General features: G+C 63.4%; 10 protein-coding genes and 2 pseudogenes. 8 read left to right on the top strand and 4 right to left on the bottom strand.

Going from position 1 to position 12470, the window contains the following annotated elements:
• The first annotated feature begins 9 nt into the window (after positions 1-9).
• The 8 genes from EN859_RS06355 (at position 10) to EN859_RS06320 (ending at position 7780) form a co-directional block, all read left to right on the top strand.
• Positions 10-1116: an ABC transporter permease gene (locus EN859_RS06355; RefSeq protein ID WP_245525500.1), complete on the top strand. Its 1107-nt coding sequence runs from the start codon at positions 10-12 to the stop codon at positions 1114-1116.
• Positions 1116-2042, top strand: coding sequence for an ABC transporter permease (locus tag EN859_RS06350; RefSeq protein WP_127852405.1), 927 nt, complete (start codon positions 1116-1118; stop codon positions 2040-2042). The genes EN859_RS06355 and EN859_RS06350 overlap by 1 nt, the downstream gene beginning before the upstream one ends.
• Before the next feature lie 25 nt (positions 2043-2067).
• Positions 2068-2769 carry an isochorismatase family cysteine hydrolase gene (locus EN859_RS06345; RefSeq protein WP_127852406.1) on the top strand — a complete coding sequence of 234 codons (702 nt, stop codon included), beginning with the start codon at positions 2068-2070 and terminating at the stop codon, positions 2767-2769.
• A gap of 10 nt (positions 2770-2779) precedes the next feature.
• Positions 2780-4312, top strand: coding sequence for an ABC transporter ATP-binding protein (locus tag EN859_RS06340; protein WP_127852407.1), 1533 nt, complete (start codon positions 2780-2782; stop codon positions 4310-4312).
• Entirely contained in the window at positions 4312-4980 is a 669-nt protein-coding gene (locus EN859_RS06335) for an isochorismatase family cysteine hydrolase (protein ID WP_127852408.1), read from the top strand. The genes EN859_RS06340 and EN859_RS06335 overlap by 1 nt, the downstream gene beginning before the upstream one ends.
• On the top strand, positions 4973-5323 hold the full coding sequence (locus EN859_RS06330; RefSeq protein WP_127852409.1) for a cupin domain-containing protein: 351 nt from the start codon (positions 4973-4975) through the stop codon (positions 5321-5323). The genes EN859_RS06335 and EN859_RS06330 overlap by 8 nt, the downstream gene beginning before the upstream one ends.
• Complete coding sequence (atzF, locus tag EN859_RS06325) at positions 5320-7146, top strand: allophanate hydrolase (protein WP_127852410.1); 1827 nt, start codon at positions 5320-5322, stop codon at positions 7144-7146. The genes EN859_RS06330 and atzF overlap by 4 nt, the downstream gene beginning before the upstream one ends.
• 130 nt (positions 7147-7276) lie before the next feature.
• Positions 7277-7780 (top strand): hypothetical protein, encoded by a 504-nt coding sequence (locus EN859_RS06320; RefSeq protein ID WP_127852411.1) that lies wholly within the window; start codon positions 7277-7279, stop codon positions 7778-7780.
• Between the two features lie 250 nt (positions 7781-8030).
• On the opposite strand, the pseudogene EN859_RS06315 reads toward EN859_RS06320, so the two are convergent.
• The 4 genes and pseudogenes from EN859_RS06315 to EN859_RS06300 form a co-directional block, all read right to left on the bottom strand.
• Positions 8031-8471: pseudogene (locus EN859_RS06315) on the bottom strand (transposase); the annotation flags it as partial.
• A gap of 302 nt (positions 8472-8773) precedes the next feature.
• Positions 8774-9940, bottom strand: coding sequence for an IS110 family transposase (locus EN859_RS06310; RefSeq protein ID WP_127852412.1), 1167 nt, complete (start codon positions 9938-9940; stop codon positions 8774-8776).
• Between the two features lie 78 nt (positions 9941-10018).
• Positions 10019-10930: pseudogene (locus tag EN859_RS06305) on the bottom strand (transposase); the annotation flags it as partial.
• A 153-nt stretch (positions 10931-11083) separates the two neighbouring features.
• Positions 11084-12454 carry an alpha-glucosidase/alpha-galactosidase gene (locus EN859_RS06300; protein WP_127852413.1) on the bottom strand — a complete coding sequence of 457 codons (1371 nt, stop codon included), beginning with the start codon at positions 12452-12454 and terminating at the stop codon, positions 11084-11086.
• Between the last annotated feature and the right edge of the window lie 16 nt (positions 12455-12470).

Below are 12470 nucleotides of genomic sequence, written 5' to 3'. Positions count from 1 at the left end.
GTGCCGGCCATGACCGGCGGTAAGGGATTTCCGGCGGCGCTCGAATGGATCGCCCGGCGGGCGGAAGGCTTCGTCATCCCGCTCGCGGCGCTGATCGTCGGCATGGTGCTGTTCAGCCTGTTCATCGCGCTGGTCGGCAAGTCGCCCGTGCAGCTCTATGAAACGATGTGGCGCGGCGGCTTCGGCTCGTGGTTTTCGATCCAGAACTCGCTGTCGCGCGCCGCACCGCTTTTGCTTGCGGCGCTTTGCGTCGCCCTGCCGGCCCGGCTTGGCCTCGTCGTCATCGGCGGCGAAGGCGCAATCGTGCTGGGCGGCGTTGCAGCGGCTGCTGTCGGTGTCGCGCTGAACGGCGCGCCGGCGTTTCTGGTCATCTTGCTTATGGGCGTGGCGGGCGTGGCCGCCGGCGGCATCTGGATAGGTGCCGTCGGCGCGCTCCGCCATTACCGCGCCGTCAACGAAACCATTTCCAGCCTGCTGATGGCCTATATCGCTATCGCCCTGATGAACCATCTGGTGGAAGGGCCGCTGCGCGACCCCACCTCGCTCAACAAACCCTCCACCCAGCCGCTGGCCGACATCTACCGGCTCGGCAACATTCCCGGCATGGAGGTGCATTGGGGCCTCGTCGTCGGCATCGTCGCCTGCGTTGTGTCCTGGCTGCTGATTGAAAAGACACGCTGGGGGTTCGCCGCCCGCATTGCCGGCGGCAATGTCAGGGCAGCCCAGGTGCAGGGACTTGCCGTTGGGCCGCTGATCGTCGGCTTCACCGCGCTTGCCGGCGGCTTCGCCGGTCTTGCCGGCATGCTCGAAGTTGCCGCTGTGCAAGGCAGCGCCAACGCCTCGCTCGCCGCCGGCTACGGCTATACCGGCATTCTCGTCGCCTTCCTCGCCCGCCACAACCCGCTCGCCATCATCCCGGTCGCCGTCTTGCTTGGCGGCATCGACGCGTCCGGCGGCCTGATCCAGCGCCGTATGGACCTGCCCGATGCAACCGTGCTGGTGTTGCAGGGCATGCTCTTCATCGTCATTCTGTTCAGCGAGACCTTCTACGGCCGCTTCAAGGCCTTCAATCCAGACCTCTGGCAGAGGCCCGATTTCTTGAAGGGGACTATCTGATGGTAGCGACCGAGATCGGCCTCTGGGGTGTTCCGCTCGCCATCGTCGGCGGCGCCATCCGTGTTTCGACGCCCTTCATCTTCGTATCGCTTGGCGAAGCCATCACCGAGCGCTCCGGCCGCATCAATCTCGGCCTCGAAGGCATGCTGGTCTTCGGCGCGATGACGGCTTACGCGGTGGCGGTGATGACCGCCTCGCCATGGCCCGGCCTGCTGGCCGCCGCCGCCGCCGGCCTCTGCTTCGGCCTGTTCCATGGCTGGATCTGCAAATTCCCTGGGGTTAACGACATCGCTATCGGCATCGCGCTGATGCTGTTCGGTTCGGGTCTCGCCTTCTTCTTCGGCAAGCCGTACATCCAGCCTTCGGCACCCGACCTGCCTGCCATCCCCTTCGGTGGCTGGTCTGACATTCCGCAGGTGCAGGCGGCGCTCAACGTCAATGTGCTGTTCCTGATCGGCGCCGCGTTGGCGGTGTTCCTGTGGTGGGCCTTCCGAAACACCCGCGTTGGTCTGATCCTGCGCGTGGTCGGCGACAGTTCCGACGCTGCGCGTGCCATGGGCCTCAACCCGGACACGGTGCGCCTTGTCGCCACCGGCGTCGGCGGTGCTCTCGCCGGCATCGGCGGCGCCTATCTCTCCCTCTATTATCCCGGCAGCTGGACCGAGCGCATCTCGTCGGGCCAGGGGCTGATGGCGGTGGCGCTGGTCATCTTCGCGCGCTGGAACCCGCTCGGCTGCTTTGCCGCCGCGCTGCTGTTCGGCGGCGCCGGCGCGTTGGGCCCGGCGCTGCAGTCGGTCGGCGTCACCCAGGGTTACTATCTCTTCTACGCCGCCCCCTACATTCTCACCCTCGTCATCATGATCGCCACCTCGTCGCCGAGCCGTTCGCTTGCCGGCGCGCCGGGCGAACTATCGATCACCAAATGACCGCGTCCAGACTGGAGTTTTTGCCATGAACGCCAGAGCCGGGATCACCCAGCGCTACATCGACGCCGACCCCTATCCATGGCCCTACAATGGCGATCTGAGGCCCGACAACACGGCGCTGATCGTCATCGACATGCAGACCGATTTCTGCGGGCCGGGCGGCTATGTCGACCACATGGGTTACGACCTTTCGCTGGTGCGGGCGCCCATCGAGCCGATCAAATCGGTGCTATCAGCCATGCGGGCGAAGGGCTACACCATCATCCACACACGCGAGGGGCACAGGCCCGATCTCGCCGACCTGCCGGCCAACAAGCGCTGGCGTTCGCGCCGCATCAATGCCGGCATCGGCGATCCCGGTCCTTGTGGCCGCATCCTGGTGCGCGGTGAGCCCGGCTGGGACATCATCCCCGACCTCTACCCGGGGGAGGGCGAGCCGATCATCGACAAGCCCGGCAAGGGTTCGTTCTGCGCCACCGACCTCGAGCTGATCCTCAACCAGCGCGGCATCGAAAACATCGTGCTCACCGGCATCACCACCGATGTCTGCGTCCACACCACGATGCGCGAGGCCAACGACCGCGGCTTCGAATGCGTCATGCTGGAGGATTGCTGCGGAGCGACCGACTACGGCAATCATCTCGCCGCGATCAAGATGATCAAGATGCAGGGCGGCGTCTTCGGCGCGGTATCGAACTCGGCGTCCTTCGTCGCCCAATTGCCGTGAGAACCTCACGATGAGCCAAACTATTCGCAATAAGGCCGTCGGCGTCGAGACCATCGGCATGACCATGCGCTTCGGCGCCTTCATGGCGCTGGACGACGTCTCGATCAAGGTGCCGGCAGGGTCGTTCCACGCGCTGCTTGGCGAGAATGGCGCCGGCAAGTCGACGCTGGTCAAATGCATGATGGGGTTCTACCATCCGACCTCCGGCGACATTCTGGTCGCAGGACGCGAGGTCGACATCGCCAGTCCAAGGGATGCCTCGGCACTTGGGCTCGGCATGGTCTATCAGCATTTCACGCTCGTCCCGTCGCTGACCGGCGCCGAGAACCTGGTCATCTCGCGCGAAAAGGTGCCTGACATCATCGACTGGCGCAAGGAACGCGCCGAGCTTGCCGCTTTCATGCAGCGGATGCCGTTCAAGCTGCCGCTCGACGTCAAGGTGGCCGAACTCGCCGCCGGCGAGAAGCAGAAGCTGGAGATCATCAAGCAGCTCTATCTTGGCCGCAGTTTCCTGGTGCTCGACGAGCCGACGTCCGTGCTCACCCCTGGCGAGGCGCAGGAGGTGCTTGGCCTGGTGCGGGACATGACCAGGGCTGGCGACATCACCGTGCTGATGATCTCGCACAAGTTCCATGAGGTGACGGCCTTTGCCGACGACATCACGGTGCTGCGCAAGGGCAAGCTGACCGGAACGAGAAAAGTATCGGACCTGTCCCAAAAGCAGATGGCGGCGATGATGATCGGCGACCAACCGATCGCCGCATTGGACAGCCGCGCCGAGCCGAAGCCGGACGCCGAGATCGTGCTCAAGGTCAAATCGCTGAAAGCGCCGGACCGTACCGGACTCAAGTCGATCAGGATCGAGGATCTTGGCGTCCGCTCCGGCGAGATCGTCGGCATCGCCGGCATCTCCGGCAACGGTCAGAAGGAGTTCATGGAAGTGCTGGCCGGCCAGCGTGCCCGTCACGGCGGCGAAGTGCTGATCAAGGGCGCGCCTTATGCGTCGACGCGTGGCGAGGCCCGCGCGCTCAATGTCCGCCTCATCCCGGAGGAACCGCTGAAGAATGCCTGCGCACCGAAAATGACCGTTGCCGAGAACATCGCGTTCCGCACCTTCGACATCGACGGCAATGGCAAACCGGTGAGCTGGATCAGCGCCGGCGCCATCAAGGCGTTCAGCGCCCGCCTGGTCGAGCAGTTCAAGGTCAAGACCGCTTCGCTTTCCTCGCCGATTTCGTCGCTCTCGGGCGGCAATGTTCAGCGCGCCGTGCTCGCCCGCGAACTCACGGGCGAGGTCGATCTGCTGATCGTCTCCAACCCGTGCTTCGGCCTCGACTTCTCGGCTGTCGCCGAGATCCGCGCGCGCATCATGCGGGCGCGCAACACCGGGGCTGCCGTGCTCTTGATATCGGAGGACCTTGACGAGTTGCTGGAGCTGTCCGACCGCATCTTCGTCATGTCGGACGGCGCTCTGGTCTACGAGACGCCGGTCGCGCAGGCTATCGTGCAGACCATCGGCGAGCACATGGCGGGACATCACTGATGGCTGAGATCGAGGCGCTGCCGTTTCCGTTTGCCTTCAAGCCGGAATCGACAGTGCTTGTCGTCATCGACATGCAGCGCGATTTCGCCGAGCCGGGCGGCTTCGGCGCCAGCCTCGGCAACGACGTCAGCCGGGTTGTGGCGATCGTGCCGACGGTGAAGAGGCTGATCGCGGGGTTTCGCGCCGCTGGCCTGCCGGTGATCCACACCATGGAGTGCCACAGGCCGGACCTTTCGGACCTGCCTCCGGCCAAGCGTAATCGCGGCAATCCGTCGATCCGGATCGGTGATGTCGGCCCGATGGGCCGTGTGCTGATCGCAGGCGAGCCGGGAACGGCGATCCTCAACGAGCTTGCACCGCTGCCTGGTGAGATCGTCATCGAGAAGCCCGGCAAGGGCGCGTTCTACGCGACCAGCTTCGGTGACGACCTTAAGCGGCTCGGCGCGCAGCAGCTCGTCTTTGCCGGCGTGACGACGGAAGTCTGTGTGCAGACGACGATGCGCGAGGCCAACGACCGCGGCTACGAGTGCCTGCTCGCCGAAGATGCGACGGAGAGCTACTTTGCCGAGTTCAAGGCGGCCGCACTGGCCATGATCAGGGCGCAAGGCGCCATCGTCGGCTGGACGGCGACGACCGACCAGGTGATCGAGGGAATTGCCAATGCCTAATCTGAGTTTTGCCGGCCTGCTCGATGACGGCTGGCGTGATCTGGAATTCGAGCATTTTCGCGATGGCATCACCGTGCACTGGCTGCTCAAGGGCGGGCCGGTCGAACCGTCGGTCGCAGTCCTGAACTACCGGCCTGGCGCCGGCGTGCCACGCCACCAACATGTCGGGTTGGAGACGATCATCGTGCTGGAAGGTACCCAGAGCGACGAGAACGGCGACTATCCCGCTGGAAGCCTGATCCTGAACCCGGTCGGGACCGAGCATTCAGTATGGACGAAAGACGGCTGCGTCGTGCTGATCCAATGGGACCTGCCGGTGATCATTCTTGGGGAGGCCAAATGAGCGACATCCGCTTCGACATAAAGAGCTTGCACGCGGCCTATCAGGCCGGCGTCAGCATCGGCGAGATGATTGATACGGTCCATGCACGCCTCGCGGCGGCTGACGATCCGGGCATCTTCATCCATCTTGCCAGCAAAGCGGACATGCTTGCCGAAGTAGAAAGGCTCGGCCCGTTCGATCCCGTGGCGAAGCCGCTCTGGGGCATTCCCTTCGCCGTCAAGGATAATATCGACGTCGCCGGCATGCCGACCACGGCTGCCTGCGCCGGATATGCTTACAAACCTGCGAAGGACGCCACCGTTGTCGAGCGTCTGAAGGGAGCCGGGGCTTTGGTCGTCGGCAAGACCAATCTCGACCAGTTTGCCACCGGCCTCGTTGGCGTGCGCACGCCCTATCCGATCCCCAGAAACGCGATCGATCCGAAACTGGTACCGGGTGGCTCCTCGTCGGGCTCCGCCGTGGCAACGGCGCGCGGCATCGCCTGCTTCGCGCTCGGCACCGATACTGCCGGCTCCGGCCGCATACCCGCTGGCCTCAACAACATCGTCGGGCTGAAGCCGACGGTCGGCGCGCTGTCGACGGCAGGTGTCGTGCCGGCATGCCGGACGCTCGACTGCGTTTCGATCTTCGCGCTGACCGTCGACGATGCTTACGCGGTGCTCGGTGTCGCGTCGGCCTTCGATCCATCCGATCCCTACTCGAAGCAGGTCGCCGTCACGCCGCTCCCCCAACGCCCGCCGGTGCTGACGGTTGGCGTGCCGGCCGAAGCGGATCGGAACTTCTTCGGCGACTCGTCGATGCAAACCGGCTTCGAGGCTGCTCTTGCCTCTCTGGAGACGCTGGGCTGCAGGCTTGTAGAAATCCCTTTCGGCGATTTCTACGCCACCGCCAACCTTCTGTACGAAGGCGCCTGGGTCGCTGAGCGCTACGCCGCGATCCGCGCCTTCTTCGAGGCGAACGAAACGGCGCTTAATCCTGTCACGCGAAAGATCATCGGCGGCGCACGAAATCTTTCGGCCGCCGATGCCTTCCGCGGCCTCTATGCCTTGCAGGCCTACAAGGCCGGGCTGGCGCCGATCATCGCCTCGGTCGACCTTTTCTGCGTGCCGACCGCGCCGACCCACTACACGGTCGAGGCTGTTCTTGCCGACCCGATCGTCACCAACAGCCGCCTCGGCACCTATACCAATTTCGTCAACCTGCTCGACATGTGCGGCATCACCGTGCCGGCGGGCAAACGTGACGACGGCCTGCCGATGAGCATCACGTTACTAGCCGCCGCCGGGCGAGATGCTCTTGCCGCAATGGTCGCTCGCGACCTGCATGCCGCAAGCGGCCTGTCGCTGGGTGCAACCGGATGGCCGCAGCCCCGCCTGCTTACGAGCGCGCCCCTGGCCGAGGACGGTTCGATCGAGCTGGTGGTCGTCGGCGCCCATCTCTCGGCGATGCCCCTCAATGGTCAGCTGAAGGATCTCGGCGCGCGGTTCTCGAGAGCGACCAAGACGACGCCCTCCTACAAGCTCTACGCGCTCGCCGGCCAGTCCGTGCCCAAGCCGGGGCTGGTCCGCGTCGCCAGAGACGGGATGGCAATCGAGGTCGAGGTCTGGCGGCTCGCGCCCGACGCCTTCGGGCGCTTCGTCGCCGCCATCCCGCCGCCGCTCGGCATCGGCACGATCGAGCTTGATGATGGATCATCGGCGAAGGGTTTCCTGACCGAAACCGCCGGCCTGTCGGCAGCGATCGACATCTCCGCCTATGGCGGTTGGCGCAGCTTTGTCGCTCGCGAAACACGACCACGCCTGGAAAGCGTTCCAACCGGTTGAACGGTGCTCGCGGCGGTTCCCTGACACGTCTCGACTGAGCACGACAACGATATCGTGAACCTGCGCAGGTTGACTCGATTGTCTGGTTGCCTAGCTTGGATGCCAGGGGCGCGCAATTCCAATAGTCGGTATGACATCTTCCCGCATCCGCAAGCTTGCCCTTCTCGTTCTGTCGGCCAGCAGTTCCATCCTGTCCTCCTGCGTCGTTCCTGACGATACGTCGAGCGTTGCAAAGGAAGACGCGACAGCGGCAGCAGCCCGCAAGGAGATGGTCGGTCTCAGCGAGGCGGACGTCCGAATGTGCGCCGGCTTTCCGACTGCCACCGCTGATGCGGGCAGATCTGGCCAGATCTGGACCTATCAGCGCACCGTTCAACGCGGCAATCTCAACGTCGTGATTCCAACCTTGGCGGTGGGGGCGATCCCGGCGGTTGGAGGATCTGTCAATGTGGCGCCTGGCGGCTATTGCAACACGCAGATTCGAATGGTCGACGGCCATGTTGCCGAGGTGGCTTATGCGGGCGACAACAACCTGCCGAACAACCGCGATGGGCTCTGTGTCAGCACGGTCGACGCCTGCGTCGAATATGCCCGCCAGCGCCATCAAGCCAGGACAGCGGCCACCTCCAGATAACTGGTGAGGCTCGGCGGCCATGATCTTTTCCGAGCCGAGGTTTCGGGATCATCGTCTAGTCTAGTTTCCGTCCATAAACGCGTATATTTTACTGCGTTTACAGGCACTTACCCTCTTCCGGAAGCGATTGTCGGGGCGTGGGCGGGCGAGAGTGCGCTGGTTGTCGGCAAAATGTCGTCACGGGGCGCGGCCGCGCATGCCGCGAGACCGGAGTCAGCCGGTGCCACGCATTCCAAACAGCGGACCGGCGTCAGGTCGGCTTGAGGCGTGTGAAGAGGACGAGGTTGTAAGCCACGACCGAGGACCAGACGTAGGTCTTGAAGTGATCAAGACCGCGCCAGGTGCAACGCGCCAAGCCATAAGCGCGCTTGAGGCATGATATTCCGGCTTCGATGCCGGCGCGGAAGTTGCGCAGCTTGCGGTAGACCCAATTGCTTCGGACCATGTCCTCGATCCTGAGGCCGGCTTTCTTGTGGAATGCCATATCGCGAACGCCCCAGGCCTTCGCTTTGGCCAGGTTGTCGCGACTGGCGAAGCCGCCATCGGCCGCCGCCTGCCGCGGTGCTTGACCATAGAAGGCGATGTGGCGCTCCAGCATCGGCAGCAACCGATCGCTGTCGCGCGGATTGCCCGCCTCGATCACCAGATCGAGGATCATGCCGCTCCTGCCGGTGATCAGGTTGAGCTTGTATGAGGAAGGTCAAGCGGGAACTTCGTCTAGGGCGGCATTTTCTACCTATGGTTACTGCGGCATCCGCGGTCTGAGCCTGATTGCATGACGCGGCTCGTTGCCGAGCCAGATCCAACTTGTATACGGTCGCTGCTCGAGACAGCGGCACCAACATCCCGCTTGCGACGGACAAGGCTCAGGAGGACGGGACCATTCTTATGGTCGGCATTTCAGATGCCATCCCAACCTTCGGTTCGTCCCACCTGGATCCGCCAAGACTGATCGGGTCCTGGAAGATTGCAGAATTCAGTTCGGGTAACGCATCAGGCGGTCTTCATGGCTGCGCCCTCGATGACGACGCCCGCGTTGACGTATTTCCACAGCGCCACGAGCAACTTGCGGGCGAGCGCAACAATCGTCGTCTTCTTGAGACGGCCGCCGTTCTGCTTGACCCGGTCCTCGAACCACAAGGTGAGCGCCGATCGTGGCTGATGGCGCCGCCACAGCCAGGCGAGCTGGATCAGCGTCGTGCGCAGCCTGGGATTGCCGGCTTTCGAAACCCCCTGGTCGTGATCGATCTTCCCACTCTGCCAAGGTGTCGGAGCAAGGCCCGCATAGGCGGCAACCTGTCGCCGGTTGTCGAAGTGACGCGACAGCCCCTCCGACCACAGGACAGTGGCGAACTCCAGCCCGATGCCTTTCAGGTTGAGCAGCATCGCCGGAGCCGGCGAGACCGCCTCAGCGGCAGCGAACATGGCATCGCGTTCGGCATCGACCGCCTTGATCTGTTCCAGCAGCAGTTCGAGCAGATCAAGTTCCCGGCCGATCTGCGCCTTCAAATGTACGGGAAGCGGACGGCCGTCGCCGGTCTTCAGCTCCTCAAGCCGCTTGCGCCGGTCTCGGCGCAGCGGTTCGTAGCCGGACACGCCCTGGGCGAACAGCAGACCTTTGATGCGGTTGAGGTGGCGCACGCGCTCGGTGGTCAAGGCCTTGCGCTCACGCGAGATGCGGCGGCGGTCCTCCTCGGCGGGCGTCGGCACCCGGACCATTGCACACACCCGCGGCTCGCCTCTCTTGTAAGCAAGCAACGCCCGGAGCAGCGCCTCGCCGTCGATCTTGTCGGTCTTTGCCCGGCGCTTCCGGCGTGAGGTTGCAATCGACGCCGGATCGACGACGTGGCTTTCGATCCCCTCGGCCTGCAGAACGCGGTGGATCCAGAAACCATCGAGCCCGGCCTCCTGGATCACGATGACCGGAAAGCACCGTCCGGTCCGCGCCTCTGCCTTCCTGTTGAGCTCGGCAAACCACGCAAGCATGCCCACGACATCGCAGGCCGCCACCGCATGCTTCGACATCTTCTCGCCACCGCCCGGCAACAGCGACGTGATCAACCATTTCGAACGGCTCAATTCCAATGAGACGAAGATTGCGCCAAGATCAATACGGATAGCGGTCGGCGCGTCGGATCGGCTAGCTGCTGCAATGGGCATGTCGGTCTCCAGAGTAAGGCGTTAATCTAGCAACCTCACTTTGCCAGAGCGCAGGTCGCTATCCACCCTCCCTCATAGGATCTTGTGGCCGTATTCGGTATCGCGGCCGCCTTTGACGATGATATCGGCATGGGGTTCGAACAGGCTGACCAGCTTCTCGCTGGCCGGCACCAACTCGCCGGCCAGCACCCGCCGCTCGCTTTGTGTGATGATGCGTTCGATCAGCGGCCGATAGTGACAGAGTTGGGCTTGCCAGAGTTCGATGAGCGGATCGCTCGCCACGGCCAATTGCGCGGCTGCCTGCCGCAGATAGGCCAAGGTCCCGCGGGTGATCGCAATCAGTTCACGGTAGAGTTGGACACGATTGGGTCGACCACGTGTGAACTGGATCTTGCGGGCTCGCTTTTTGGCCGCGCGGCAGTGATCGCGCCATTCCCCCAAGCCGGCGCCGCCGGCCAAGGCACCAGCCTGCTTCAACAGGCGCACCATGATCCGGACGGCGTCCCACAACAGACTGCTGTCGCTCGGTTCGTGCATGAACGCTGAGGTCACAGTGCTGTCCAGCCGCACGACATTCCCATCTTCGAGCTGCGTCTGCTGGGCGCTCGACAGCAGTGCCCGATTGATCTCTTCCCAGGCCTCAGGCCGGATCGCGCTGATCGTCTTTTGCAGCACCGACTTCTGCGGGCTCCATGACCACGGCAGCCGCGCAAAAGCCCGAAACGATGCGGAGTCCTCCAGATGGAAGGCCAGCTCCTGATAGCTCAGTTGGCGGTATTGCTTGAGGAGCGCGCAGCGCAAGACCGCTTCGGCCGGCAGGCCTTGCCGTCCGGTGGCCTTGACGCCACGTCGACCCAGATCTCGCACCACCAGACCAAGCAGGTCGCGATGCTCATCCAGCCACTGCGACATCGCCTTCAACTCATGGCCGATCTCGTGGGTGGCGAAAACATCGAATATACTGGCTTGGACGGTGCGTTCTTGGCGCATTGTCGGCTCCGGCGGTAGCAGGCCTTTGGAATCAGTGGCATGAGACCAAAGTTTACCTGAAACCGCCGGGCCTTGCCCGCGCAAAGCTACGATTTACAAAACAAAATCAATAGCTTGCCGTTTATGGACGGAAACTAGTCTAGATGGTGCCTATCAGGCGGCCCGGACCCTGGAAGGTTTGCGTGCCCAGGCGGGCAGCCAGTCGCCGTGAGCGGCGAGCAGATCATCGACCAGCGACCAAATCTGGTCGAGGTCGAGTTCGGCTGCGGTATGCGGGTCCATCATCGCCGCGTGGTAGATATGCTCGCGGTTTTCTGTCATCAGTGCCTGAACCGTCAGTTCCTGCACGTTGATGTTGGTACGGATCAGCGCGGTCAGTTGCGGCGGCAGGTCGCCGATGTAGGTGGGCTGAATGCCAGAGGCATCGACGAGGCACGGCACTTCGGCCGCGCAATTGTATGGCAACGAGGTGATGCAGCCATTGTTGCGGACGTTGCCGTAGATCACCGACGGCTCACCCGTCCACACCGAATTCATGATCGAGGACGCATATTCCTTCGACTGCTCGACCTCGATCTTGTCAGCCGAGCGATAGGCTTCCGCTTGCCCCTTCCAGCGTTCGATCTGCTCGACGCAGCGCTTCGGATATTCATCGAGCGGGATGCCGAACCTCTCGATCAGATCCTCGCGCCGTTCCTTGATGAAGTAGGGCGTGTATTCCGCGAAATGCTCGGAGCTTTCGGTGACGAAGTAGCCGAGACGCGTCAGCATCTCGTAGCGCACCTTGTTCGGGCAGCGCGGGTTCCACCCAGGCTTCGGCGCCCGGCCTTCGCGGTAGGCGCGCACGAGATCCGGATAGAGGTTGCGGTGGGAGCCGTCCGGCTGGCGATGCTCGAACTTCAGGTAGAAGGCCATGTGGTTGATGCCGGCCGAGCGATAGCGAATCTCCTCGTAGGGAATGTCGAGATCATGCGCCAGTTCCATCGCCGTGCCTTGCACCGAATGGCAGAGGCCGACCTGCTTGATATCAGGATACTTCTCCGCGATCGCCCAGGTGTTGATCGCCATCGGATTCACATATTGCAGCATGATCGCCTGCGGGCAGACGGCGAGCATGTCCTCGCAGATTTTCCAGAGATGCGGCACGGTTCGCAAGCCACGCATGATGCCGCCGACGCCGAGCGTATCGGCGATGGTCTGACGCAGGCCATATTTCTTCGGAACCTCAAAGTCGGTGACCGTGCACGGCTCGTAACCGCCGATCTGGAAGGCGACGACGACAAAATCGGCACCCGCCAGCGCCTCGCGCTGATCGGAATAGGTTTCGGCCCTGGCCTTTACCCCGAGCGTCGAGATCAGCTTGCCGACGACGACCGCGCTTTCTTCGAGCCTTTGCGGATTGATGTCCATCAGCGCGATCGTCGCGCCTGACAATGCCCGACGCTGCAGCAGATCGCCGACGATGTTCTTCATGAAAACGGTGGAGCCAGCTCCGATAAAAGCGATCCTGGGATTTCTTGCCACAACAACCTCCGGCATA

This window comes from Mesorhizobium sp. M00.F.Ca.ET.216.01.1.1 (assembly GCF_004010325.2).
Classification (GTDB): domain Bacteria; phylum Pseudomonadota; class Alphaproteobacteria; order Rhizobiales; family Rhizobiaceae; genus Mesorhizobium.
The sequence above is the reverse complement of the archived record's forward strand: the minus strand, read 5'-3'. Positions and strand labels throughout refer to the sequence as shown.

Bases quoted from the DNA above. Each gene is read 5' to 3' on its own strand.
- EN859_RS06330 (WP_127852409.1), top strand. From the start codon at position 4,973: ATGCCTAATCTGAGTTTTGCCGGCCTGCTCGATGACGGCTGGCGTGAT.
- EN859_RS06345 (WP_127852406.1), top strand. From the start codon at position 2,068: ATGAACGCCAGAGCCGGGATCACCCAGCGCTACATCGACGCCGACCCC.
- EN859_RS06310 (WP_127852412.1), bottom strand. From the start codon at position 9,940: ATGCCCATTGCAGCAGCTAGCCGATCCGACGCGCCGACCGCTATCCGT.
- EN859_RS06320 (WP_127852411.1), top strand. From the start codon at position 7,277: ATGACATCTTCCCGCATCCGCAAGCTTGCCCTTCTCGTTCTGTCGGCC.
- atzF (WP_127852410.1), top strand. From the start codon at position 5,320: ATGAGCGACATCCGCTTCGACATAAAGAGCTTGCACGCGGCCTATCAG.
- EN859_RS06350 (WP_127852405.1), top strand. From the start codon at position 1,116: ATGGTAGCGACCGAGATCGGCCTCTGGGGTGTTCCGCTCGCCATCGTC.
- EN859_RS06355 (WP_245525500.1), top strand. From the start codon at position 10: ATGACCGGCGGTAAGGGATTTCCGGCGGCGCTCGAATGGATCGCCCGG.
- EN859_RS06335 (WP_127852408.1), top strand. From the start codon at position 4,312: ATGGCTGAGATCGAGGCGCTGCCGTTTCCGTTTGCCTTCAAGCCGGAA.
- EN859_RS06340 (WP_127852407.1), top strand. From the start codon at position 2,780: ATGAGCCAAACTATTCGCAATAAGGCCGTCGGCGTCGAGACCATCGGC.